Here is a 23004-nt window from a genome sequence, read left to right on the forward strand (position 1 = left end):
AGGAGATCGTAAGAGGCCGCCCAGAGCGTCTCAAACAGATGGACTAGCAAATGCGATTTTACTTTCATGTGCGTTCGGAACGAGGCTACGACGACGACAAAGAAGGAATTGAACTCGCTTCTCTTGAAGCGGCCAAGCGCGAAGCAGAAGCGTCGGCTAGGGAGATGGTGGCCGAGCTTGTGAAGCAACAAGAGAGAATCGACGGTACGCGCTTCGAGATAGCTGATGAGCAAGGCCGGGTGCTGGCTGTCTTGCCGTTTCTTGACGTGGTCAAGCTTGGATGAGAGATCTTGGCGGTGCTGGTCCGGAACTTAATGCCCACAGTTTGATTAAACTGCAAACCGGAGATTCTACGATGACCTATGTTGCTTCCCCAAGCCATTCGATCGGCGATATCGCTCGAGCGGAAGACCTTAAGCAGTGTCTTGAAACCGCTCGTAAACATTTGAACGAGACCTCCCGAGCTTCCGATACGGAAAGACAGCACGAACTTGTGTCTTCCGCAGTAGACGCTGGTTGGGAAGAGGATGAAGTTCGGGCGGCAATCGCTAGCGCGTATGCTGAACCAGCCCATGACGAATCCTTGAAGCCAACTCTGGGCGTCGTTCCGTCGTCGTCGGTGTGAGTAGCGACCGCGCATTGGTTACGAGTAATTTCTGAGGTCAGCAGCCATAGCTGCGTCTCGGTCGGAAGATGGTACCCGCTTGGAAGCGTCTTCGACCGACGGAACTACTGATAGAGTAGAACTCGGAACTTAAGACGTTCGCCGGCGTTAGGTCGGCATCCATAATGAAACCGGAGAATCCTATGAAAGCCATTTCTACAATTATCGCTGCGACCATTTTGACCATCTCGCTTACGGCATGTGGCAACACTATCCGTGGCATGGGCAAGGACACCGCAAATACGGTAGACGCTACTCAAAGCGCCGGTCATCGCGTCAATCGCGCAGCTTCAAACTAGGTGCCTTAGGTTATATGCGGGGGAACAAGCGGAAGGCACTATGAGCGATACGGAAACCCCACCGACCGTGACCTTTAACAGGATCAACAAGAAGGCGTTTTTCATCTTCCGCCTCCAACGTTATGAACTTCCAGGGATGTACAAGAGTCTAGCTGAGGCCCAGTACGTGGCGGAAAGGCAGTGCCGTTCGATGGGGTGGGAAGAGCGAACTCCCAAATAAGGCCTGCTACGCGCTTTGGCTCGCGGTGTTTGCAAGGTCAGGATTCGGATCAAACCACCACTCGCGAAGACGCATCCACTCCAAACATAGAACCACCCCAAATTTCCCGAGTCCCGTCGCCGATGAGGCGAAGGTTGAAATGTAAGGCCAAGCTCTTCAGCCATAAGGTGAATTCTCGCCGGACAGTGTGGGCTGAGATCATATCGATGCGATCCCGTCGCTACCTCAATCGGCGCGGCGGGATCGGTCAATATTCAAACGTGACAAGATAGTTGTTGTGCGCGGCGCAGGGCTCGTCTTTGGGCGTGCATTGCTTTTCCCGCCCTGAGTCTGGAGCTTGCCCTTCCCTGCGCTGCTTGCAGGATCCGTACACTTCGTCTTGTCCTCAGCGTTTGCGCCGCCGCCGATGTCGGACTGGTTCTTGTCGATCGTCGACCCGGCCGGACCTGAATTGGACTGGCCAAACGCGGCTCCGGCGAGGCCAACTGCTAGAATCGCAGTAGCGAAGATTTATTTTGCTTCCAGTTTTGGCCGAATGCGTAGCAGGTCGCTCCTAGTGCGCTGATCGAGTTCAATTGATGAACCGGATTGCGAGCATCAACCGGTCTCCGCGAGTGGGCGCGGATGCGCGATGATAGCAAGATGTATCCTGAACGAAACCCGTCCCGGCGGGTCCCTCGATCGTCAACTCGTTCTCCCGCCCGAACTGCTTATATACTGCCTCGGGCGTCGCTCTCGCTGATCCGAGCAGCATCTTCAAAGGCTTCCACTTGTGGGAACGTTTCATCATGACGTGTGCCCCAGAGAAGCGGTTTGTGTCAGTGATGTAAAAGCTTGCGTAAACGAAGCTGTATCCCCCGACGTCGTAATGATAGTCGATGACTCCATGTTTCAAATTACGTCTTTCCTCGTCATTCATAGACGATGCGAAGCTCCAATCGAGGATTGTAATTATTTTCCGAGGCTCATGACCCAAATATTTCCGCACGATTGATCGAAGTATCGGATCCTCGATGACCTTCTGCACGGCGCCGCATCGTTCTGGTTTAGTTATCCCGCCAATTGGCATCTTGCGGCCATCGGCCGCGACGCCGTCTTTTATCTCCGAGTAGAGGAAGGTTGGGCCCGTGGGATCATAAATGGCGTGGAGCGGTTGCGAGAGCGCGAATTCCAGGATCTGGTCAACGAGGTACTTCGGCAGATTCAACCCAACGAACACAGCTTCATCGCGGATAGTTTGCACAATTTCTGGAACCATGGCGTCCGGAAACACAGTGGGCATGCTCCAGCTACCCACGGGTTTACGCTTGAAGAGTTCCGTAGCACCTCTGGCGGAGCTGTAAGCTAGCCGGACCATGCGAAATCGGCCAAGCAAGTAGGCGAGATCTTTAGACTTGACGCGACTGATGATGCCTCCCGCAATCATGGCTCACTCCCCTATTGGTGCCCATGCATTGTTACATAGTAATATGATAATTCTTCTGTAGATCGGTTGCACGCTGTCTAAATGAGGTAGCCATCACCTAATTCTTAAGCACGCGCCGAGGGGGAAACGAGGGCGCAAGTGCCCCGCGCAAAGGAATCGTTCGGCGACAGACGCTTCAGATACAAATAAACCAGTCTCGCCGGTCAGAAGGGGTGTCCCGCACTTGGTTGGGAGACCCCGCAGAGGACAACGCGTCCGAGGTGATATCATGTCGTTGGGAACTCTGCTTTCTCATCAGGGTTTCAGAGAAGTCGGCGTGGAGGACTTCCGGTTCAACCCCGTCGGCGAAGGCGAAGGGTTTCATGTTGCAGCGGCCCTTCGCCGCTAGCGCCGGGTCGGCTGTGTGTAACCGTGGCGTTGATAAGAACGCCGGCCCAGCAAGGACCCGCCGTGGGCACGCTGCTCACGGCGGGTTTGCGCCGGCTAAGATTTTGGAGCTGGCGTTGAAAGCCTGAGCTGTTCTCACCCGCCCCTTCGAGACTGAGTTGCGTTCTCAACACGTTGGAAATCAGTGCCGCCACGACTCATCCCAACTCGTTTGGTTCGGTAGGCTTCTCGCATCCGCTCCTTCGTCCTATACGGGATCGCCAATAGGCCCTGGCGACAGGATCACTGTCAATTACGTGGAACGGATCATTGTGCCAGCGGCGAAAGCCCCGCCAAGGCAACGTCTGTCGGCTTCGAGGAAACTTTCGCATTGCGATCGACTCGCGCTAGCACACTGTCCGGGCCTGCAACCAAGGCGAAGGTAAGACGCATTTGCCGGCCGGCGAACCGCCATTACAGGTACCTGACTTTCTCGAACAACCCTTGATCGGCGGACAACGTTCTGCGTGCCTTTTTGGAGGTCTGCGATATCTACGTCGGTGAGTTGATCTATTTCCATCGGGTCCGCAGCGTTGCGCGCACTTGAGGGCATCAGCTTACGAATTGCTTCCCGGAGATTTTCGAATGGGCGTCGCCGAGGAAACCAAGCTCGCTTTCGATCGTTATCCGGACAGTCAAAAGGAGGATGTTCATGTCTAACGTGTCCAAAGCCGGCGGCGACGACTACAACAATGCGACAACCCGCAACACATTCGCTTCTTCGGTCGAGAGCCTCGCCCAAATTTCGGACGCAGCGGCCGCAGGCTCACCGGATAGTGAAGCGGAAAACCTTTCAATATATCGGCTCGAGCCAATAGCGGCACCGGATGATCCTCGTTGGAAGAACTCGCCCGGTCACGGCATCGTTACGGTAGCTGCTCGAACGTCGGGGGACGCCAGGATTGTGGCCGCGAGCCGCGAACTCGATTTCATGGAAGTGGACGCTGCGCCAGCCGAAGATGTGACGACGTTCAACGCAAGCGCATTTCGCGACGATAAGCTCTATACGGTGATCGAGGTCGAGCGAGGCCGGACGGATATCGCTCGCGGAGTGATTGAGGGCGAGATCTCAGTTGATACTATCAGGCCGGTGCAGCCAGACTGAGATGCGGTTTCGAACTCCGCGAACCATGCCAAAACAGGCATGTGATCGGGCCTTTCGAGGAAGCTGGCGCAGCCTTTGGCGTCGATTGCGCCTCAATGTCGAAAGGTTCGATTGTGACTATGCGCATTTTCCGAAGGACACCTACTACATCGCACAAGGCTTGGCGACGATCGGTGTTCCAGCAAATTTCTGCGGAAGGACCTCGGCGCCGTAACCGGTCGCAAACTTAAAGGGTATTCCCGCCATCGCAAGCCTGTCTGCAAACGCGAAGCTTGTTTCATCCCCGAGATTCACATCTAGCATCGGCGCATCCGGTTGGCTTCCCACGTCAATGATCGCCATTGCGTCGGAAACGCTACCCGCAGGACCAAGTGGCCAACGACAGGCTCAACGCTGCCGGTCCCAGCCGGGACGATAGCGGACACTCGAAGTAGTCCTGTCCTAATCCCGTTCCGGATCTCACGCCTCTTTTGGGGTCATATTTCGCTCAGCAGGCACGTCACCCCTTCGACAACGCACAGATGCTCCAGTCTCGGCGAGGTAACCATCTTCAGCTACTTGTTTTCCGACGCGAGTTCTCCTGGCTTGAAATTGCCGGGTTCGCTCGAAGCGATGGCGTCAGATCGTTCCTCTCGGCCCGCAGACTACGTCACTCCTCCAGAATGGTCTGATGACAGAGGAACGCCAGTGGACGTTCCCATCAGTTCCGCTTCCGCCTCGTGCCAATGACGATCGTGCTGTCCTTCCGGTCGACCCTCAGCCTCCCACTTGGCATACGCGGCCTTCTTGGTCTCTTCCTCGTCCATAGCTGTCTCCGATCCTAGAGCTGCCGAGCCTGGCGTTCGGCCTCCAGTCGCACTTGACGAAGGCGGTCGGTCTTCGCATCCCGCCGTCGGCGCTCTTCAGCCAACAATTCGCGAGCGACCTCATTCGTCGTCTCCCGAGCGGCCAGTCGAGCTGCGGCGCTCATTGATGTTCGGGTGTTTCTCTGATTTTCTAACATTACAAATCCTCCCTGATGGAGAAACGCGCGAGCACGATCAATCGCTCAGTACGATATCGTACAAATACGTGAGATAATTGCTGCCTTGGGAGCCTGCTAATAGCTTCTCGAGCCCAGCCGATGTGACGATCAGGCAACTCATCTTTTTGGAACTAGCTTGGCTTCCGGGCATTTCACGCGAATGAAGCCGTCGATTTTTACCATCTCCGAGACTGTCACCCGGTTCGCAGGGCATCGGGTCACGGTGGCATCAGCCTTCGCCGTCGCATTGATCTGGTGCATATTTGGGGCAGCGATCGGTCTGCCAACAGAATGGTCTCTGCTTTCGAACATGATCGGCACGCTGACCACACTTTTCGTCCTTCTGCTCATGCAGCAGTCGCCCGCTTTGCAGGTAAAGGTCGACGAGCTGATCCGGTCGAGCGAAGCCGGCGACCATATGATCGGGATCGAACGGCTCGAAGCAGACGAGCTTTCGCGGCTCGTTGAAGAGCGTCAGGCTGGAGTCTGACCTCGCAAGCGGCTTTCCGCCTTTTCATTGGCGACGTCCTCGACACACTCGGCTTTCTGCGCCAGCGTCTTGCTCATCTCGCGAAGCTCCTGTTCGTCGAGCTTCTCGATGCCAACAAACTTATTCTGCGCTTGTGACGTCAAGATGAGCTCGTCGAGCTTCGCCTGCAGCGCTTTGCCGTCACGGTTTTGACTATTCTGCAAGACGAAAACCATCAGGAAGGTGATAATGGTCGTGCCGGTGTTGATGACGAGCTGCCATGTTTCCGAATAGCCGAAGAATGGGCCTGAGACCGCCCACATGATCACGAGCACGACGGCGAGCACGAACGTGGCCGGCTTTCCCGATAGATCTGCGATGCTAGTCGCGAATTTCGAAAACAAACTGGACAGGGTATGGTCGCTCATGATTGCCTCACGTTGCCCCCCGGCGAATAATAACGCGAGCAAGCATGTACAGTTCCGGAAACTGCTTTTATGTACGTTGGCAGACGTAAGTTCACGACAAGCATCCGCGGACCATGATGGGCCCCAAGCGTACGCGGACCAACACATGCAGGATGGCCTGGGCGACGGCGGTTGGAATTCGCTAGCGCGTGAGGAGAAACGACGCGGCCCGAGAACGGGCAACGTCACTTGCTTTCTCACAACGATCAGGCAGCCATTGTGTGAAACTGCTGCATCATCTTCCGGACATCATACGGTTTCGAGAAGAATACGCCGCCTTCTGGGAGTTCGCTTGCGGTCGGCCGCTGCTTCCCAGATACCACGATGATCGATATCGGCGGCCAGCGGTCGCGCACGATGGCGGCGAGCTTGAGTCCGTCCATGCCTCCCGGCATATCGATGTCGGTCATCACAACGCGGATCTCGGCATCAGTTTCAAGGAGCAGGATCGCCTCTGTCGAGTTTGCAGCCTCGAGCGCCAGAAACCCAGCTTCCTCGACAAGATCGACGGCAAGCATCCGCAGGAATGCTTCGTCTTCAACGATAAGTATTTTCGCAGTCATGCCAATTTCCGGAATCTCCAGGATCCTAGGTAACTTTGAGAGATGCTCACGGTTCCGTGAGATCAAAACTAATTCGGAAGCGCAGGCCATCGCTCGCGAAATCGACCTCCGTGGCGGCATGTGCCTTGCCAGGGCACGCCCTTTCAATGAGTGTCGAGCCGAAACCTTTGCGAACAGGCGCGGTCACCGGGGGACCACCCGACTCCACCCATGTCAGATTTATACGGTCGCCGTTCGTCCATCGTAGCGATACCCTTCCGTGCTCCACCCCGAGACTCCCATACTTCGTCGCATTAGTCGCCAATTCGTGAACGACCAGAGACAGAGGCATCGTCAAATCCGCGGGCACGACGACGTCGGGACCTTCCATCGAGATGCGACCGCCATCCGTCGAATGAGCCTGCAGTGCGGCCGCCAGGACCTCGCGGATCGCCGCCGCTGCGCCCTCCTTGGACAGGATCAGGTCATACGTGCTTGCGAGAGCCCGGAGCCGCTCCGAAAAGGATTCGTACCGCTCCCGATCGGACTTCGCGAAACTCTGGCGAGCCATCGCCTGAACGAGAGCAAATCCGTTCTTCACGCGGTGAGCAAGCTCGTGCACCAAGAGGTTCCGATCCTCCTCCGCCTTTTCGTTCTGCACGCGCCGGCAATCCAATTCGTCGAGGAGGCTGTCAAGCGATGCGCCGACCGCGTGGAGTTCGTCGGTAGACTTCATCATCGTGCGCGCTTTGGTCTTGCCATCCCGCCAATTCTCCATGACGGCCGAGATGCGCGAGATTGGCACAAGCAAAAACTGACGACCTATGAAGATCGCAAGCATCAAGGAGATGAGTGCTCCGACCGCAATGCCGACGACGTTCGTGACCGTAGCGCGGTTGATCGGCGCGAACGCTTCCGCCATCGAAAAGCCCGCGCTGACGTACAAGGGACTATTCGGCAGGGAAATCGGCCGGTATCCGAGGACGCGGTCAGTTCCGTCCTGGCTTCGCACCTCTATGACGCCCGGCGCATCGGCATGAACGAGCTTCTGGTAGTCGTCCGGGATGACAGTTCCGACGAAACGTTCGGGCAGCGGGACTCGCGCCACGATAGTTCCGTCCCGATCCGCAAGAGTGACCGCGTTGCCCTGCGCGACGCCGCGCTCGGTGATACGGGTCTGAAGCCAGTCGAGCCGGATTCCGCTGACGACGACGGCAGTGACCGCGCCGCCCTCGATGATCGGAAACGCGAGCGGCAACACGGGACTTCCGGAGATGCGGCTCTTCGTGTAGCGGCCGACAACGAAGCCCTTCGAGGCGACGGCCTCCTTGAAATAGTCCCGGTCGGCGAAGTCCGCACCCGCTGGCATCGCCGCGCTCCCGCAAACCGGCGTACCGTCCGGCCGCAGGACGAAAAGCGTCCGTATATTGGGAACGCTGGATGCTAGCGATGTCAGGGCTTCATTGCAGACGGGTGCGACGAGATGTCGGACGGAGGGCATTGAGCTCACAGCTACGAGGAGCGATCGCACGCCCTCGACGATGCGCTCGACTTCCGACGAAGCCTGCCGCGCGGCCTGAGCTGCATTGGCGCGCACCTCCGCAGCGCGCTCCTGACGGATCGCATACTCGTTATAAGCCAGCATGGCGACCACCGGCGCAAGCGCGGCAACGGCCACTGCCACGAGCTTCAGCCTCATGGGAGTCCCTCCTTCCGGAGATCGATAGCACGCGATTTGTCGGAAGGCCATTGATGCGTGGCCGTCTCATCCTGACAGTTTTCGAAACTTTTAAGGTGGTGGCAGCCACACGCTGGGGCTTGCTGTGGTTGGCCGGCCAGAGTGCCCGGCTCGCTTCAGCCGGTCCAAAACTCACAGCAATTCGGGCTGAAGGCAAACTAAGCGTGCCTTCGCTCCTCGTCTTTGGATGCGGAACGGGCGCAGTCACGACCCGCTGCCTTGGCTGCATAGAGCCCGGCATCGGCCGCCGTCAGGATTTCGCGCGCACTCCCAATCATCGAGCCGGCAACGCCCACACTAACTGTGACAAGGCCTTTTTCGCTAAAATCATGCGGCACGCCAAGACCGCGAACGCTGCTGCAGGCCATCAACGCCAGAGACTGCGCTTCCTGGACGCCGACCAACGGGAGCAATACCGTGAATTCTTCGCCGCCATATCGGGCCACTACCGATCCCCGGACCGGGGCGAAAGTGTTGGCCAATCGTTCGGCCACCCTTCGGAGGCATTCGTCACCCTCGAGATGACCGTAGCCGTCGTTATAGGCCTTAAAACGATCGACGTCGATCATGAGGAGCGAAAGCCCGCGACCGGCAATGACAGCTTGGCGCAGCGCCTCATCAAACGCGCGTCTATTAGTCAGGCCGGTGAGACTGTCGGTTGCGGCCAGCGCCGACAACTTTTCGTTCAGTTCGCGAAGGCGTTCTTCACTCTCTCGATGTATGGTAACGTCGCTAAATGCGATCATTGAGCCGCCATCGCTTGTATTCGTCGTTCTCGCTTGGATCGTCCGGCCGTCCAACAGACGGAGCGAGCGCTCACCTGCCTTCAAAAGAACGTCCGCCGTGCGTTCGACAACGTCATCGAAATCGGTCTCCGGTGGCGCTTGCTCGCCTCGCTCGAGGGATGCGCGGACGATGGTCCGCATGCAGTTGCCTGGAATACGAACATCGGCAGTGGCAGGAAATAGCTCTTGAAATCGTCTGTTGTGGAAAGCTAGCAGACCTTCGTCATCGAACATGGCAAGACCGTCTCCCATGCTTTCTATCGCATCGTCCAGCCGCTTTCTGCTAGCCTGGAGATCCTGCTCCAGCTTTTTTCTCTCCGTGATTTCACGGTTGTGTGTCACCACGCCCACCAAGATGCCGTCGTCCCCATACAGGGGCGCCTTCAACGTGGACAGCCACGTTTCCTTTCCGTCATTGCGAAGGAAGCGCTGCTCGACGGTCACCGCCTCGCCCGTCGACAGCACAACCAGCTCCGGCTTACGGAAAAGTTCGGCGGCTTCTCGTCCGTAGAAATGGGCGTCCGTCTTGCCGATCAGGTTCGCGACGTCGCCTCCCATGAGGGCGGCGGTCGCAGGATTCGCGACGATGAACCGCCCCTCCCGATCCTTGGCGTTGAGGCAGTCGGGAAGGGCTTCGATTACCGCGCGGTAGATTCTGTTTTCTTGCGTGGCGGCGTGTCGCTTGATCTCCTGGACGATAGCCAGGCCGCACAGAAGCGTCGCGCCAAAGAGCATCACCGCCATCGGAATAATTGTTGTGACCGTGAGCTGATACCAGTTGGTCGCTGGAAGACGGATATAGAAACCCGCGGTTCCGCAGATCGTAACAACACACGCCAGCGCGACGACCGGCGCGAAGGCATCTGTCCTCTTCGCGAAAGTCTTGCGAACTAGCAATCCACCTACGACCGCCGCGAAGATCTGCGGCACTCCAGTCCAGAGTCCCTCGCCTCCGATGTACGCCCTGCGCGCGACGGCCGCCATGAGAGGGAGGATCACCCCTAGCGGGCCACCGAAGTAGGCTGCGATTCCGAGGAGGCTGTACCGGACATCCAACAAGACGCCAGGGCTGAATTCAAACGGTATCGCCATGGTTCCTAGAACACCGAGCGTCATGGCGAGGCCGAAGATTAGATTACCTAATTGTTCGCCGGCTCGGATAGCGTAGCGACGGTTGAGCGTCCACATAGAGGTCGCGATTGCGACAATGGCGAGATTGGGCAGCAGTTCCCGTATCAGCATCCGAGCAAGCCTTCTCCATTATCCCTCTGAATTCACTTTATGAGCTATTGATGAAGAAGCTGAAAACGGGTCGAGCGAGAGAACGGCACAATAAAAGTGATGCCCGTGTGACGAGTGCCGTGCGGCTAACTTATGTCCAGAACGGCGACCACCGCACAGAGAGCCTGGCGCCGCATGATTGCCACCGCACGAGATTTTGATGGTTGATGAAAGCGCCAAAGTTGCTGGCAGTAGCCCTGCCCTACTCTTCTTTTTGTCGGTAGGTTTAGGGGGCTGGAACAAAACAACGACGCAAAGGTTATCCGCTCATTCACGAACCCGTGATCAAGGAGGGATAACAATGACCGAGCCAGTTTCCACAGTCGCCCATGTCCACACGCGTGACGACAACCCGTACCTTAACACGGCCTTGAACAAGGTGTCGTGGGGCGCAATCTTCGCGGGTGTCGCGGTCGCGCTCGTCGTGCAGCTTCTTCTGAATCTGCTTGGCGCCGGCATTGGCGCAGCAGTCATCGATCCGGCTTCGAGTGACAATCCTTCGGCCACGACGCTGTCGGTCAGCACGGCCGTCTGGTTCGTCGTGAGTGGCCTTGTTGCCTCGTTTGTTGGCGGCTACATCGCAAGCCGGCTGTCTGGCCGCCCGGTCCGATCGACTGGCGCGCTCCACGGCGTGGCTTCCTGGGCTGTCACAACGCTTGTCGTCATCTACCTGTTGACGACATCGGTTGGCGCGCTTGTCGGTGGCGTGTTCTCTGGTCTGGGGGGCATCGTGTCCAGTGCGGGCTCTACGGTTGCAACTGCGGCTACGACTGCAGCCCCTGCCCTGGCTACCGCCACAGATCCGATGGCGAGCATCGAGCGCAATGTTCGTGATGCCAGCGGCGGAAACGATCCGGCGGCCCTGCGCGATGCAGCGGTAGCGTCGGTGCGCGCTGCTCTTACAGGCGACGAAGCCAAGGCCGAAGAAGCCCGCAACCGCGCCGCTGATGCTATCGCCAAGGCACAGAACATTCCTGTGGACCAGGCCAAGCAGCAGGTGGCTCAATATGAACAGCAGTACAAGGACGCCATCGCACAGGCGAAGCAGCAGGCGACGGAAGCCGCCCAGGTGGCAGCGACGGCATTCTCAGCGGGCGCGATCCTCGCCTTTATCGCGCTAGCCGTTGGAGGCATTGCAGCCTGGATCGGCGGCGCCGTCGGAACCACGCACGTCGTTCGCGATCAGGACATCTACGTCACCCGCTAAACATCTGAAGGAGAGTTTTTGATGAGCATTTTCGACCGCATCAAGCACGCAATCTTTGGCGAGGCACATGCTGCCAGCGTCCAGCAGTCATCGGCCGGTGGTCAGGCCCAATCGACCGGTGGCGCTACATCGCCCGCGCAGTCGGCACCTTCCTCGCCTGCAGCAAGCCCCGCACCGACTTCCGCGCCATCTGGGAGCACTGCACCCTCGGCCGGACAAATGGGCTCGCCCACTCCGTCGGAGGACGCCACAACCGCAGCGCTTGAACCCGCATCGCAGTCGAGCGTCGACATCGAGCCGATCCTCAACGATGCGGTTAAGAAATCGGGGCAGAAGCTCGACTGGCGGCATTCGATCGTCGACCTCATGAAGGCGCTCGGCATGGACGCAAGTCTTGAGGAGCGTAAGGAACTTGCCCAGGAGCTCGGGTATGCGGGCGACGCCCACGACAGCGCCAAGATGAACATCTTCCTGCACAAGGCCTTGATGAAGAAGCTTTCGGAAAACGGGGGCAAGGTGCCCGCCGATCTGATCGATTGATCGACATTCATAAGCGTAAATCCAAAGGAGACCTAGCAATGGCTAGCATCAAAACTCTCAACGACCTCTTCCTCGATACCCTCAAAGACATCTACTTCGCGGAGAAGCAGATCCTCAAGGCTCTTCCTAAAATGGCGCGGGCGGCCCAGTCGGAGGAAGGCAAGGCAGGGTTCCTGCAACACCGCGACGAGACCCAGGTCCAGATCGAACGTCTGGAGCAGGTCTTCGAAATCCTCGGCAAGTCAGCCCGCGGCAAGACCTGCGAAGCCATCCAGGGCATCATTGCTGAAGGCGAGGAGATCATGGAAGAATTCAAGGGTTCCCAGGCTCTCGACGCAGGTCTCATTTCGTCGGCGCAAGCAGTCGAGCACTACGAGATTGCTCGATATGGCACGTTGATCGCATGGGCTGAACAGCTTGGCCTGAAGGACGCTGTTCCTCTGCTCCAGGCGACCCTTGCAGAGGAGGAAGCGACCGACAAGAAGCTGACCCAGCTCGCGAAAGCCCAAGCCAACGCCAAGGGCGCAGGCAAAGCGGCCTGACTTTAATCAACTCGACCGAAGGCCGTCCTTGGAGGCGGCCTTCTTTCATTTAAGCGAAGGGGAAGGTCAATGGCCAAGCGTAGCACGAAAAGTTCATCCGCCAGCTCGGATGCGAGCAGCGTAACTATCCACGATCAACAGCTTCACCGCGGCGCCGGCGGCGAACTCCATCAGTTCGCGGAGGACGGGCACGAAGTGCTGACCACAGCGCAAGGCGGCCCCGTCAGCGACGACCAAAACATGCTGCGCGTTGGAGCGCACGGCCCGGCGTTGATCGATGACTTCCATTTCCGCGAAAAGATCTTCCACTTCGATCACGAGCGAATTCCCGAGCGCGTCGTCCACGCTCGCGGTTACGGCGCGCACGGCTTCTTCGAGACCTACGAATCCTTGTCCGACATCACCCGCGCGGACGTCTTCCAGCGCGCTGGCGAAAAAACTCCGGTCTTTGTGCGCTTCTCGACGGTCGCCGGCAGCAAGGGATCCTTCGATCTTGCCCGCGACGTCCGCGGTTTCGCCGTTAAGATGTACACCAAGGAAGGCAACTGGGACTTGGTGGGGAACAACATCCCCGTGTTCTTCATCCAGGACGCCATCCGCTTTCCGGACATGGTCCACGCCGTCAAGCCGGAGCCTGACCGCGGCTTCCCCCAAGCTCAATCTGCACACGACAATTTTTGGGACTTCATTACCCTGACTCCCGAAAGCATGCACATGATCATGTGGATCATGTCCGACCGGGCGATCCCGCGTTCGTTCCGCTTTATGGAAGGTTTCGGCGTTCATACCTTCCGGTTTGTCAATGCCGAAGACCGATCGACATTCGTCAAGTTTCACTGGAAGCCGAAGCTCGGGCTGCAGTCCGTAGCGTGGAACGAGGCCGTGAAGATCAATGGCGCGGATCCAGATTACCACCGCCGCGACCTGTGGCAGTCGATCCAGGCGGGCGACTTTCCGGAATGGGAGCTTGCAGTCCAGCTCTTCGACCAAGACTTCGCAGATAGCTTTGATTTTGACGTTCTCGATCCGACAAAGATCATTCCCGAGGAGATCCTTCCCGTGCGTCCTATCGGACGGTTGGTCCTTGACCGGATGCCGGACAACTTCTTCGCGGAGACAGAGCAGGTCGCGTTCATGACTCAGAACGTGCCTCCCGGCATCGACTTCAGCAACGATCCGCTGCTGCAGGGCCGTAACTTCTCGTACCTTGACACTCAGCTCAAGCGACTGGGCGGACCGAACTTCACCCACCTGCCAATCAACGCACCGAAGTGTCCCTTCCACCATTTCCAGCAGGACGGACACATGGCGATGCGCAATCCTGTTGGGCGTGTCAACTATCAGCCCAACTCCTTCGGGGTCGGGCCGAGAGAGTCGCCGTCTGCCGGCTATCGCCACTTCCCGGCTGAGGAGCAGGGTACGAAGGTTCGGCTACGTCCGGAGAGCTTCGCAGATCACTATAGCCAGGCGCGGCAATTTTACATCAGCCAAACGGGTGCGGAGCAACGGCACATTGCCATGGCCCTGACGTTCGAGCTCAGCAAAGTCGAAACTTCGGCGATCCGCGAACGGATGATCTCGCACCTTTTGAACATCGATGAAACGCTCGCGACGACAGTCGCGCAGAAACTCGGTTTCCAATCGATGCCAAAGCCCGCCGATGCGGCCATGCCGACGCGCCAAGACCTCGAAGCATCGCCGGCCCTGAGCATCGTCGAGCGCGGTCCTAAGCGCTTCGAAGGGCGCAAGCTCGGAATTCTCGTCACCGACGGGGTCGACGCCAAGCTGTTGAAGGCCGTGGGCGCGGCAATCACAAAAGCGAAGGCGTCGTTCGAGATCGTCGCTCCCAAAGTTGGCGGCGTCACCGCTGATGATGGAAGCTGGATCGAAGCTCACCACATGATCGACGGAGGGCCATCGGTCCTGTTTGACGCGGTTGTGCTAATGACGTCTCAACAGTCCGTCGAAGATCTGGTGAAGGAGGCGACGGCTCGCGACTTCGTGGCAGACGCCTTTCAGCACTGCAAGTTCATCGGATATGATCAGTCGGCGCTCCCCCTCCTTGACAAGGCAGGAATATCTGCCGCCCTGGACGAGGGCACGATCCCCCTCTCTAGCGCGAAGGATATCAACGCGTTTGTCGAGGAAATTGGGAAGCTCAGGGTCTGGGGACGCGAGCCGTCTGTGAAGCTCGGCAAAGCGTCGTCGCCCATCCAATAAAGAGTTAGGGCGCCGAGTGATCCGCGCTCAACCATATGCAGGGACCGCGACCCTCGCTGGAATAAGCGATGTCGTGTTTCGCCCTGCCTGAAAAGATGCAATGGAGCGCAGTATGGAATGGCAAGGAAGAAGGCAGTCGCAAAACGTCGAGGATCGCCAAAATGAACGCGGCGGGTTAGGCGGTGGTACATTCGGTCGGAGCGGCGGGTTCGGTCTTCCGAAAGGTCGTCGAGGCGGCGGGATGAGCATCGGCACGATCGTCTTGCTGGTAGTGCTCTATCTGGTGTTCAAGGCGATGGGCATCGACCTGATGCAGGTCCTGGACAGCGGAACAAGCGACGGCTCCGGCTACGAACAGAGTGAACAGCATACCTTGCCCAGGAGCCAAAGCGGATCTAGCAACGAGATGACGGCCTTCGTGAAGACCGTGCTCGCGGAGACCGAGGATACTTGGCAGGGCATCTTCCAATCGCAAGGCCGCGCATACAATGATCCGACGCTTGTACTGTTCCGTGGGCAGACGAGATCCGCGTGCGGTGCAGCCTCGGCAGCGTCAGGACCGTTCTACTGCCCAGAAGACCAGAAAGTCTACCTCGATACCGCGTTCTTTGACGAGCTAAGCAATCGGTTCGGCGCAAGCGGTGATTTCGCCGAGGCTTACGTCGTCGCGCACGAGGTCGGACACCATGTCCAGAACCAGCTTGGCATCCTCCCGAAATTCAACGAGGCCAGGCAGCATATGGGTCAGGCGGAGGCGAACAGAATGTCTATCCGCGTCGAACTTCAGGCAGATTGCTTCGCCGGCATCTGGGGAAAGTTCACACAGCAGAAGGGCATCCTCGACGCAGGTGATCTGGAGGAAGCATTGAACGCCGCCCAGCAGATCGGCGACGACACGCTGCAAAAGCGAACTCAGGGATATGTCGTTCCGGACAGCTTCAACCATGGGACGTCAGCGCAGCGAGTGAAATGGTTCAAGCAAGGATTCGATAGTGGTCAACTCTCGGCCTGCGACACATTTTCCGGGCCTGTCTGATGCCATCCGACAAGCGGCGGAGAACGGGCACGCAGCCGGCACTACCAGAGGGAGTCGAGGACCACGGGTCGTTTCAACGGCGGTTCTGGATTGCACAACGTGTCGCTTGGATCGCATTCGCGTTGATACTCGGCGCCTGCCTGCTCGGTCTGCTCGGTCGAGGGGGCGTGTTTTCGAGCAAGACCGTCGGATTTTCGGGCGGGTCTATCGAGCTGCCGGCCATCTCGCGCTGGAACGCTCCGGATGAGATGCGCGTAAGTCTTTCGGCCAGCGACGAAGATCGGGCGGTATTTGTCGACGCGCGGTTTTTTGAGGTGTTTTCTATCGATGGAGTTGACCCGCCCCAGAAGGCAACGACCCGGAAGGGCGGTCGCATCGGATACATCTTCGGAGCAGATCCAACCGCTTCTGTGACGGTCGTCTTCCGGCTGCAGACCCAGCAGCCGGGACGTCAACGTTTTTTCATCGGGATCGACGATGACGTTATCGAGCAATCGACCCTAATTTTGCCTTAGGAGAAACGATGGACGCCGTCATTCGCGGGCTAGCAATCTACTTCACCCTCCTCGTCATAATACGGCTTTCCGGTCGTCGGACGCTCGCACAGATGACACCTTTCGATCTGGTGATTGTGCTTGTGATCTCGGAGACGACGCAGCAAGCGATGCTAGGCGACGACTTCTCGATTACAAACGCGGTACTGCTCATCCTGACTTTGTTCACTACCGATATCGCGCTTTCCTACCTGAAACGATGGTGGCCTCGAGCGGCTCATGTGATCGACGGCGTCCCGACCATTCTCGTCATTGATGGCGTCTACGACATCAGCGCGCTTCGAGGCTGCAGGCTTGACCGGGAGGACGTGATGGAAGCGGCGCGAAGCCAGGAAGGGATCGAGTCCGTGAAGGACATCAAGTTCGCCATCCTGGAAGTGAGCGGAGCGATCAGCATCGTCAAGAAAATTGGATGATCTGCCCTGCGTCGGTCTTTTCATACCTGGGCGACGCCCCTGACCGAGAAGCACGCGATGCCTGCCCGCTCGTTTGCTATGTGTCGACGGACGTCCATTTCGCGAAAGGGCGGCGAAAGGACTGGAACAAGGTAGCTACTTCCAAGTTGGTCCAGGCGACGAAAAGGTACATCGAGGAGATATAAAATGCGCATGAAAATGATCGCTGCATCCGTGCTCGCCATCGCGATGGCAAGTTCCGCCTACGCCCAATCTAACCCGGCTCCCGCTGGGTCGACAATGGATAAAAATCAAACCGATACCGGTGGAGGTGCCAACGCCGATGCCACGAAGCCCATGGCGAAGGACATGAAAAAGCCCATGGCGAAAAACACGTCCACCAAGGCCAAAGGTGCCATGGATAAAGAGAAGTGCAAGGATCCGGCAAGCAGCGCCGGAACCGGCAAGCTTCAGACCCAGGGCGGCAAGAGCAATGCTACGCCCGAAGACGAAGCCTGTGCGGCACACAATAACTGATCGCTCAGCGATAGAGGCTCTGATAGCTCGTTGCTATCAGGGCCTCTTCTCTAATGTCTGCTGCACACGCAACCTGGTACTCTCGACTGCCGTCTTTTTGGGGAGGACTCAGTGCTCGGCCCGACGCTCAGGCGGTTCTACTTAAATGTCCGACAGGGCGACGAAGTTATCGCCGATCGAGAGGGGATGCTGTTGGAAGACGTCGGAGACGCCATCACCGAAGCGTTGGTTTGCGCGCAGATGGACCGGGCGGCACGCAATGGCAGCGAGGCAAACGGGAGGATCTTCGAAATTCGAGATAACGAGGGCAAATCTGGGCGACCGTTCCGATTCAGATTAAAAAAAACGGCTATTTAGGTGGCAACCGGCCTGACCGCCTAGGATCGCCCCGATCATATTTTGGTCAGAATCAATATTTTCCACTTCGGAACGAGCAGATGATGAGATGTGCGTCACCTGTCTGCCCTTGGCGTTCTTGAAGCCGCTTATGTCGGGCCTGACAGAGAAAAGCTTTGCGCCGGCTGCTGGTGTTTCCCTCAACAAAGCATCATCGCTAGAGAAAAGGGCCGCGTAGAGATTGGACCGTTGGCCGGAGGATGGCTGTTCAGGCTAATGCGGGAGGGCGGCCCATATCCTCGCGATCCCTTGCTGAGCGTTCCTCTGACAAAACATTGCAGATCCATCGAGCGAAGCACCTTTGCCGTATTAAGAGGCGCTCTCAGGCCGTTGCTCAAAAGCCAAGTTGAGTGATATGGTCCGAAGCTATTTTGAACGGCCCTCGGGTCAATGGGCCACGCTTTATGAATGATAACGTAAATGCACGAGAGCTTCGCCGTCTGCAGGCTCTCGAGGATTATGCGGTTCTCGACACCCCGCGCGAAAAGGATTTCGACGAAATCGCGCAGCTTGCGTCAGACATCTGCGGCACGCCTATCGCTGTCGTGAACCTGATTGGAGATCGTCGACAGTTCTTCAAGGCCGAAGTCGGTCTAGGCGTCCGCGAAACACCGTTCGACAGTTCTTTTTGCGCAAAAGCGATCCTGGAGAACGATTTCCTGATGGTCCCTGACGCGACGAAGGACAAGCGTTTCGACTGCAACCCTCTCGTAACGGGAGAGCCGCATCTAAGGTTTTACGCAGGCGCCATTCTTAAGACCTCGTCAGGACTCCCGCTCGGGACGGTCTGCGTGCTGGATTACGAATCGCGGGAACTGAACGAGCTCCAGCAAAGGACCCTCCGCGTTCTTGCTTCGCAGGTAATGACACAGCTCGAACTGCGGCGCGTCGCGGCCTCCGAAGCTGCCGCGCGGAGGTCGGAAGCAGACGAAAAGGCCCGCTATAAGGCGGTTTTCGACAGCGCGACCGACTACGCGATCATCGTCATGGACCGCGCCGGCCTGATCACCGATTGGAACGAGGGCGCGACGCGCGTTCTCGGTTGGGAGCGATCCGAAGCTGAGGGAAAGGAAGTTTCTTTCTTCTTTACTCCCGAGGATCGAGAAGCAAGGATACCGGAGTTGGAAATTCGGTCGGTGCTCTCCAATGGCCGCGGCATGGACGAGCGATGGCATCTGCGAAAGAACGGCGAGCGGTTCTGGGCAAACGGAGAGCTAATGCCACTAACGGCCGAAGACGGGTCGTTGCAGGGCTATGTAAAGATTCTTCGTGATCAGACAGGTAAGCGACTTCAGGAGGAGCAGAAGCAACTTCTTCTTGAAGAGATGGCGCACCGGGTCAAGAACAGCTTCGCGGTGGTACAAGCGATCGCGTCCCAGTCTCTCCGCGGAGTCGATCGCGAGGTTGCATCCACTTTTCAGGAGCGCATCATCGCGTTAGGACGAGCGCACGACGTCTTGCTTCAGGCGAGCTGGCAGTCGACGCACCTTCACGCTTTACTAGAGGCCGTCCTCCTCACCCAAACTTTTCCCGGTCGCTTCGACATCGAAGGGCCCGACGTCGTCGTCGGATCTAAGACTTCGATGTCGCTGTCTCTTCTCATTCATGAGATGGCCACCAACGCTTTGAAGTACGGCGCTCTCTCCGTGCCGAACGGGGCGGTTGTGATGCGATGGACCCTTGAAGAGGAAGTCTTCGAATTCACTTGGCGGGAGACCGGCGGCCCGGCGGCTACATCGCCCTTGCGCAAAGGGTTCGGCTCGAAACTCATTGCGATGGGAATCAACGGTGCTCGCGACGTGACCCTCGACTTCGGTAGCGGCGGGCTGGAGGCAAGCTTCCGAGCGCCGGCAACGACGCTGTCGACTTAACCCGGTTGCGGTCTCCGCTCATCCTGTGCGACCGACAGCGCCTCGCACGTCAATGAACACTTCCGGATGCCGGCGCGTTGATACGCGTCGCCAATCCTCCGACGTAAACGCCGATGAGCAACGTCGAGATGTCGACCGAAGACCGATAGCCGTCGTTGAAAAAACCGATTGCGGCGGCGCAGAGAGTTTCGGAAACCTTCTCGTCGGGCCAGACCTGGTAGTAGCGCTACCAAGTCTGGACCGCCTCCGAAATCGTGCGGATGTCCCCCTGTTCGTACAGATCAGCCTCTATGACAGTTCCTCCACAACACCGGAGGTAGGGTCGGTCGCCGGCTCGCCAATCGAGGCAGCACCCCGCGAACCCGCCCGCCGTGGCGTTCGTAAATCATCCGACAAACACGGGGATGCGATCTTTCTGTTTCAGGTGGGCGGATCGACGATTCGACGGGGCGATCCGTGCAGCTTGGAGCGCTGCGGCCGGCCTCCCATCGTCGCGCCAATAGACTTGCCGGTCATAAGTCGGCGGCGCAAGTTATCATCGGTATACTAAAAGGAACTCAAAACCTGGCAGAACGTTGAAACGCTGCATGCAGTTCGCTTCTGCCAAGGAGGGATGGTTGAACACCTATGTCGTCACTCTCTTCATTTTTGGCGCTATCGTTCTGCTGACGACGTGGCTGCCCCTTGCCCTAAGGCGCATGCCACTCTCACTTCCGATTTGCTGCATCGTGATAGGCATGCTTTTGGCCTCGTCGCCGTTTACACCTCTGCCACGCTTCAATCCTTTGGAAAACACGGTTTGGGCTGAACATTTGACCGAACTTGTGGTCATCGTCGCTCTAATGGGTGCAGGGCTGAAGATTGACCGGCCACTCGGTTGGAAACGCTGGATGATTACCTGGCGGCTGCTCGGCATCGCCATGCCGCTGTCGATAACCGGCATTGGACTCTTGGGGTGGGCGATCCTCGGCCTGCAGCCTGCCCCCGCCCTGCTCCTTGGCGCAGCACTCGCGCCCACTGACCCAGTCCTCGCCGCAGATGTGCAGGTCGGACCGCCTCAGACCGGAGAGGAGGACGATATCCGCTTCGCCTTGACATCCGAGGCAGGTCTCAACGACGGCCTGAGCTTTCCTTTCGTTCTTGCGTCGCTCGCCATTGCGACGAGCACCGATTGGAATTGGATCGGCCATTGGTTCGCCTTCGACGTCGTATGGAAACTCGCGGCAGGTGTCGGCGTCGGTTGGCTCGTCGGGCGGCTTCTTGGCTATCTAACTTTCAAGCTGCCAGAAACCGGCCGGATAGCGAAGACGGGTGATGGTCTTGCCGCTCTGGGGTTCACGTGCCTGTCTTATGGAGCGACAGAGCTTGTCCATGGCTACGGCTTCGTGGCGGTTTTCGTCACGGCGCTCACAATTCGTCAGGCCGAGCGTCGTAGCAACTTCCACAAAGAGCTTCACGACTTCGGTGAACAGATCGAGCGGGTGCTGATGATGGTACTCCTCGTCTGCTTCGGATCGATCGTAGCGGAAGGAACGCTTCTCGAACTGGTGGACTGGCGCGTTGCAACTGTCGCGACGGCGACGCTCGTCTTCATTCGCCCGCTCGCCGGCTGGCTCAGCCTGACGGGATGCGCTCATCCAACGGTCGAGAAGGTAATCGTCTCGATCTTTGGTATTCGCGGGCTGGGATCGATCTACTATCTTGCCTACGCATCCGGCAAAGCAGAGTTCCCAGGGATCGAGACCGTTTGGGCGACCGTCCTGATCATCATTTTGGCTTCGATCTTCCTGCACGGAATAGCGGTCACCCCGGTCATGCGGTGGATCGACCGAAAGCGAGGAGTGGATGCAATGAAGCCCATCAAGACGTAGGAGCAACAAAATGGACATAGCTGTGCTCGTGGGCTACGGCGCTTCGATCTGCTCGGTGGCTAGCTTTGTTCCGCAGGCGGCGAAGGTCATTCGAAGCCGCCAGACCAAAGCAATATCTGCCAAAATGTACATCCTCACCGTGACGGGCTTCGCCCTCTGGACGGCCTTCGGCGTCCTCAAGTCGGAGCTTCCCATCATATTGACGAATGCGATCTGCTTCTGCCTGTCAGCGCTAATCCTGGCGATCAAGGTTATGGCTCGCAGGAAGGCTCAGGAGCGTTGAATGGCTGCGGAGAAAGTACTCGTTGAATATGCCGAGGTATATCGGGCAAAAAAGCACTTCGCTGCGTGGCCGGCAAACTACGGGCTCTGGACTTGGGGGGGCGAGGCTCTCGTTGTCTTCGCCGATGGAAGACTCGGTTCTCAAGGCGACCTTCACGCCCGAGACCGCAGCCGCAACTTTCCGCCAAGACAGGCCCGCAGCAAGGATGGCGGGCGATCGTGGAGCGTGGAAGATTTCCAGGGGTGTATCCCTGGCGGGGAAAATCTTTCCGCGGATGAGCACGTTGTGAAGCATCTCCAATCTGGGCCTAGACTTCGTGGGCGCCGTTTCAAACAACTTATGTCGCCGATCGAGTTTCTTGACCCAGAGAGCATTTTTCTGGAGGCGAGGACCGGGCTTGGGAAGGATGCGCGGAGCTGGTTTTATGTCAGCCGGAGCCGTGGCGCGTCTTGGGATGGGCCATTTGACTTTAACGGCCTCGAACTCGATGGCCTCGCGACCCGGACGGATATCGTTCCTGTTTCCTCAGACCACGCGCTGTTCATGATGACCTGCTCAAAGCCCGATGGTGAAGAAGGGAGAATAGTATGCGTGGAGACCGTCGATGGCGGACGATCCTTTCATGCAAAATGCTGGCTTCCCTATGAGTCCGACAGCTACTCGATAATGCCATCGAGTATTCAACTGAAAGATGGTTCGATTTTTACAGTCGTCCGCCGAGGTCGGGGCACTAACGAAAACGGATGGCTGGAAGCATTCAAGTCGGACGACCTCGGGGCGTCATGGCACCCGATGGGGCGGCCGGTTCACAACACCGGCAGAGGCGGGAATCCACCAAGTCTTTCGCTCCTCCCGGACGGGCGCGTTGTGCTCGTCTACGGCGCCCGCATCGAACCTTACGGGATTCGGATGAAGCTTAGCCATGATGCCGGAGAGAGCTGGTCCGAGGAGGTAATCGTCGGAATTGAAGCTCCGCTTCCAGACCTGGGCTACCCTCGATCGGCTTTGCTGAGGGATGGTTCGCTCCTGATAGTTTACTATACGAACCAAGGCGCGGAGCGTTTCATCGCCTCCGCGGTCGTCAGGTGGCCCTCGGGCTGATCCGT

Annotated in this window: 26 protein-coding genes; 19 read left to right on the forward strand and 7 right to left on the reverse strand. The window is 58.0% G+C overall.

The annotated features are described in order from the left end of the window. The first annotated feature begins 50 nt into the window (after positions 1 to 50). From QTL95_RS17605 to QTL95_RS17620, 4 genes are all read left to right on the forward strand, one after another. Entirely contained in the window at positions 51 to 284 is a 234-nt protein-coding gene (locus tag QTL95_RS17605; RefSeq protein WP_289721215.1) for a DUF6894 family protein, read from the forward strand. Between the two features lie 71 nt (positions 285 to 355). Next, positions 356 to 625, forward strand: coding sequence for a hypothetical protein (locus QTL95_RS17610; RefSeq protein ID WP_289721216.1), 270 nt, complete (start codon positions 356 to 358; stop codon positions 623 to 625). A 182-nt stretch (positions 626 to 807) separates the two neighbouring features. Then, entirely contained in the window at positions 808 to 963 is a 156-nt protein-coding gene (locus QTL95_RS17615) for an entericidin (protein WP_289721217.1), read from the forward strand. A gap of 40 nt (positions 964 to 1003) precedes the next feature. Next, complete coding sequence (locus QTL95_RS17620; RefSeq protein ID WP_289721218.1) at positions 1004 to 1183, forward strand: hypothetical protein; 180 nt, start codon at positions 1004 to 1006, stop codon at positions 1181 to 1183. A 571-nt stretch (positions 1184 to 1754) separates the two neighbouring features. Here the strand turns inward: QTL95_RS17620 and QTL95_RS17630 are convergent. Further along, positions 1755 to 2609 carry a hypothetical protein gene (locus QTL95_RS17630; RefSeq protein ID WP_289721219.1) on the reverse strand — a complete coding sequence of 285 codons (855 nt, stop codon included), beginning with the start codon at positions 2607 to 2609 and terminating at the stop codon, positions 1755 to 1757. 1078 nt (positions 2610 to 3687) lie between these two features. Between QTL95_RS17630 and QTL95_RS17635 the strand changes: the two genes are divergently transcribed. Beyond that, complete coding sequence (locus tag QTL95_RS17635; RefSeq protein ID WP_289721220.1) at positions 3688 to 4140, forward strand: hypothetical protein; 453 nt, start codon at positions 3688 to 3690, stop codon at positions 4138 to 4140. A gap of 144 nt (positions 4141 to 4284) precedes the next feature. On the opposite strand, the gene QTL95_RS17640 is transcribed toward QTL95_RS17635, so the two are convergent. Together QTL95_RS17640 and QTL95_RS28590 are read right to left on the reverse strand one after the other, a co-directional pair. Then, complete coding sequence (locus QTL95_RS17640; protein WP_442981310.1) at positions 4285 to 4482, reverse strand: hypothetical protein; 198 nt, start codon at positions 4480 to 4482, stop codon at positions 4285 to 4287. A 302-nt stretch (positions 4483 to 4784) separates the two neighbouring features. Then, complete coding sequence (locus QTL95_RS28590) at positions 4785 to 4946, reverse strand: DUF2934 domain-containing protein (RefSeq protein ID WP_336622284.1); 162 nt, start codon at positions 4944 to 4946, stop codon at positions 4785 to 4787. 378 nt (positions 4947 to 5324) lie between these two features. Between QTL95_RS28590 and QTL95_RS17650 the strand changes: the two genes are divergently transcribed. Beyond that, positions 5325 to 5654 (forward strand): low affinity iron permease family protein, encoded by a 330-nt coding sequence (locus QTL95_RS17650; protein ID WP_289721221.1) that lies wholly within the window; start codon positions 5325 to 5327, stop codon positions 5652 to 5654. Here QTL95_RS17650 and QTL95_RS17655 read toward each other — a convergent pair. The 4 genes from QTL95_RS17655 to QTL95_RS17670 form a co-directional block, all read right to left on the reverse strand. Next, positions 5639 to 6061: a low affinity iron permease family protein gene (locus tag QTL95_RS17655; RefSeq protein WP_289721222.1), complete on the reverse strand. Its 423-nt coding sequence runs from the start codon at positions 6059 to 6061 to the stop codon at positions 5639 to 5641. The genes QTL95_RS17650 and QTL95_RS17655 overlap by 16 nt on opposite strands. A 245-nt stretch (positions 6062 to 6306) precedes the next feature. Beyond that, on the reverse strand, positions 6307 to 6663 hold the full coding sequence (locus QTL95_RS17660) for a response regulator (RefSeq protein WP_289721223.1): 357 nt from the start codon (positions 6661 to 6663) through the stop codon (positions 6307 to 6309). 46 nt (positions 6664 to 6709) lie between these two features. Then, positions 6710 to 8341 carry a sensor histidine kinase gene (locus tag QTL95_RS17665; RefSeq protein ID WP_289721224.1) on the reverse strand — a complete coding sequence of 544 codons (1632 nt, stop codon included), beginning with the start codon at positions 8339 to 8341 and terminating at the stop codon, positions 6710 to 6712. Positions 8342 to 8538: 197 nt separating this feature from the next. Continuing rightward, positions 8539 to 10407 carry a diguanylate cyclase domain-containing protein gene (locus tag QTL95_RS17670; RefSeq protein WP_289721225.1) on the reverse strand — a complete coding sequence of 623 codons (1869 nt, stop codon included), beginning with the start codon at positions 10405 to 10407 and terminating at the stop codon, positions 8539 to 8541. Between the two features lie 340 nt (positions 10408 to 10747). Here QTL95_RS17670 and QTL95_RS17675 point away from each other — a divergent pair, with 340 nt between their 5' ends. From QTL95_RS17675 to QTL95_RS17740, 13 genes are all read left to right on the forward strand, one after another. Next, positions 10748 to 11653 (forward strand): PhnA-like protein, encoded by a 906-nt coding sequence (locus QTL95_RS17675; protein ID WP_289721226.1) that lies wholly within the window; start codon positions 10748 to 10750, stop codon positions 11651 to 11653. Positions 11654 to 11674: 21 nt separating this feature from the next. After that, positions 11675 to 12193, forward strand: a complete 519-nt coding sequence (locus QTL95_RS17680; RefSeq protein ID WP_289721227.1) for a DUF3597 domain-containing protein — start codon at positions 11675 to 11677, stop codon at positions 12191 to 12193. 38 nt (positions 12194 to 12231) lie between these two features. Further along, positions 12232 to 12735 (forward strand): YciE/YciF ferroxidase family protein, encoded by a 504-nt coding sequence (locus QTL95_RS17685; protein ID WP_289721228.1) that lies wholly within the window; start codon positions 12232 to 12234, stop codon positions 12733 to 12735. Between the two features lie 69 nt (positions 12736 to 12804). Next, positions 12805 to 14955 carry a catalase C gene (gene catE, locus QTL95_RS17690; RefSeq protein ID WP_289721229.1) on the forward strand — a complete coding sequence of 717 codons (2151 nt, stop codon included), beginning with the start codon at positions 12805 to 12807 and terminating at the stop codon, positions 14953 to 14955. Positions 14956 to 15067: 112 nt separating this feature from the next. Further along, complete coding sequence (gene ypfJ, locus QTL95_RS17695; protein WP_289721230.1) at positions 15068 to 15991, forward strand: KPN_02809 family neutral zinc metallopeptidase; 924 nt, start codon at positions 15068 to 15070, stop codon at positions 15989 to 15991. Then, positions 15991 to 16506, forward strand: a complete 516-nt coding sequence (locus QTL95_RS17700) for a hypothetical protein (RefSeq protein ID WP_289721231.1) — start codon at positions 15991 to 15993, stop codon at positions 16504 to 16506. The genes ypfJ and QTL95_RS17700 overlap by 1 nt, the downstream gene beginning before the upstream one ends. Before the next feature lie 8 nt (positions 16507 to 16514). After that, positions 16515 to 16961 (forward strand): DUF421 domain-containing protein, encoded by a 447-nt coding sequence (locus QTL95_RS17705; RefSeq protein ID WP_289721232.1) that lies wholly within the window; start codon positions 16515 to 16517, stop codon positions 16959 to 16961. 186 nt (positions 16962 to 17147) lie between these two features. Beyond that, positions 17148 to 17477 (forward strand): hypothetical protein, encoded by a 330-nt coding sequence (locus QTL95_RS17710; RefSeq protein ID WP_289721233.1) that lies wholly within the window; start codon positions 17148 to 17150, stop codon positions 17475 to 17477. 111 nt (positions 17478 to 17588) lie between these two features. After that, the gene (locus QTL95_RS17715; protein ID WP_289721234.1) at positions 17589 to 17834 is read left to right on the forward strand and encodes a DUF6894 family protein; all 246 of its coding nucleotides are present in this window, start codon (positions 17589 to 17591) and stop codon (positions 17832 to 17834) included. Positions 17835 to 18244: 410 nt separating this feature from the next. After that, positions 18245 to 19744, forward strand: a complete 1500-nt coding sequence (locus QTL95_RS17720; protein WP_289721235.1) for a sensor histidine kinase — start codon at positions 18245 to 18247, stop codon at positions 19742 to 19744. Positions 19745 to 20361: 617 nt separating this feature from the next. Then, positions 20362 to 21615 carry a cation:proton antiporter gene (locus QTL95_RS17730; RefSeq protein WP_289721236.1) on the forward strand — a complete coding sequence of 418 codons (1254 nt, stop codon included), beginning with the start codon at positions 20362 to 20364 and terminating at the stop codon, positions 21613 to 21615. Between the two features lie 10 nt (positions 21616 to 21625). Continuing rightward, positions 21626 to 21898, forward strand: a complete 273-nt coding sequence (locus QTL95_RS17735; RefSeq protein WP_289721237.1) for a SemiSWEET family sugar transporter — start codon at positions 21626 to 21628, stop codon at positions 21896 to 21898. Beyond that, positions 21899 to 22999, forward strand: a complete 1101-nt coding sequence (locus QTL95_RS17740) for a sialidase family protein (protein ID WP_289721238.1) — start codon at positions 21899 to 21901, stop codon at positions 22997 to 22999. Positions 23000 to 23004: the final 5 nt, after the last annotated feature.

It is taken from the genome of Rhizobium sp. S152, assembly GCF_030380735.1.
Taxonomy (GTDB): Bacteria; Pseudomonadota; Alphaproteobacteria; order Rhizobiales; family Rhizobiaceae; genus Rhizobium.

Coding starts and splice junctions, on each gene's coding strand:
- QTL95_RS17605 (WP_289721215.1), top strand. CDS start 51: ATGCGATTTTACTTTCATGTGCGTTCGGAACGAGGCTACGACGACGAC.
- QTL95_RS17610 (WP_289721216.1), top strand. CDS start 356: ATGACCTATGTTGCTTCCCCAAGCCATTCGATCGGCGATATCGCTCGA.
- QTL95_RS17615 (WP_289721217.1), top strand. CDS start 808: ATGAAAGCCATTTCTACAATTATCGCTGCGACCATTTTGACCATCTCG.
- QTL95_RS17620 (WP_289721218.1), top strand. CDS start 1,004: ATGAGCGATACGGAAACCCCACCGACCGTGACCTTTAACAGGATCAAC.
- QTL95_RS17630 (WP_289721219.1), bottom strand. CDS start 2,609: ATGATTGCGGGAGGCATCATCAGTCGCGTCAAGTCTAAAGATCTCGCC.
- QTL95_RS17635 (WP_289721220.1), top strand. CDS start 3,688: ATGTCTAACGTGTCCAAAGCCGGCGGCGACGACTACAACAATGCGACA.
- QTL95_RS17640 (WP_442981310.1), bottom strand. CDS start 4,482: ATGGCGATCATTGACGTGGGAAGCCAACCGGATGCGCCGATGCTAGAT.
- QTL95_RS28590 (WP_336622284.1), bottom strand. CDS start 4,946: ATGGACGAGGAAGAGACCAAGAAGGCCGCGTATGCCAAGTGGGAGGCT.
- QTL95_RS17650 (WP_289721221.1), top strand. CDS start 5,325: ATGAAGCCGTCGATTTTTACCATCTCCGAGACTGTCACCCGGTTCGCA.
- QTL95_RS17655 (WP_289721222.1), bottom strand. CDS start 6,061: ATGAGCGACCATACCCTGTCCAGTTTGTTTTCGAAATTCGCGACTAGC.
- QTL95_RS17660 (WP_289721223.1), bottom strand. CDS start 6,663: ATGACTGCGAAAATACTTATCGTTGAAGACGAAGCATTCCTGCGGATG.
- QTL95_RS17665 (WP_289721224.1), bottom strand. CDS start 8,341: ATGAGGCTGAAGCTCGTGGCAGTGGCCGTTGCCGCGCTTGCGCCGGTG.
- QTL95_RS17670 (WP_289721225.1), bottom strand. CDS start 10,407: ATGCTGATACGGGAACTGCTGCCCAATCTCGCCATTGTCGCAATCGCG.
- QTL95_RS17675 (WP_289721226.1), top strand. CDS start 10,748: ATGACCGAGCCAGTTTCCACAGTCGCCCATGTCCACACGCGTGACGAC.
- QTL95_RS17680 (WP_289721227.1), top strand. CDS start 11,675: ATGAGCATTTTCGACCGCATCAAGCACGCAATCTTTGGCGAGGCACAT.
- QTL95_RS17685 (WP_289721228.1), top strand. CDS start 12,232: ATGGCTAGCATCAAAACTCTCAACGACCTCTTCCTCGATACCCTCAAA.
- catE (WP_289721229.1), top strand. CDS start 12,805: ATGGCCAAGCGTAGCACGAAAAGTTCATCCGCCAGCTCGGATGCGAGC.
- ypfJ (WP_289721230.1), top strand. CDS start 15,068: ATGGAATGGCAAGGAAGAAGGCAGTCGCAAAACGTCGAGGATCGCCAA.
- QTL95_RS17700 (WP_289721231.1), top strand. CDS start 15,991: ATGCCATCCGACAAGCGGCGGAGAACGGGCACGCAGCCGGCACTACCA.
- QTL95_RS17705 (WP_289721232.1), top strand. CDS start 16,515: ATGGACGCCGTCATTCGCGGGCTAGCAATCTACTTCACCCTCCTCGTC.
- QTL95_RS17710 (WP_289721233.1), top strand. CDS start 17,148: ATGCGCATGAAAATGATCGCTGCATCCGTGCTCGCCATCGCGATGGCA.
- QTL95_RS17735 (WP_289721237.1), top strand. CDS start 21,626: ATGGACATAGCTGTGCTCGTGGGCTACGGCGCTTCGATCTGCTCGGTG.
- QTL95_RS17740 (WP_289721238.1), top strand. CDS start 21,899: ATGGCTGCGGAGAAAGTACTCGTTGAATATGCCGAGGTATATCGGGCA.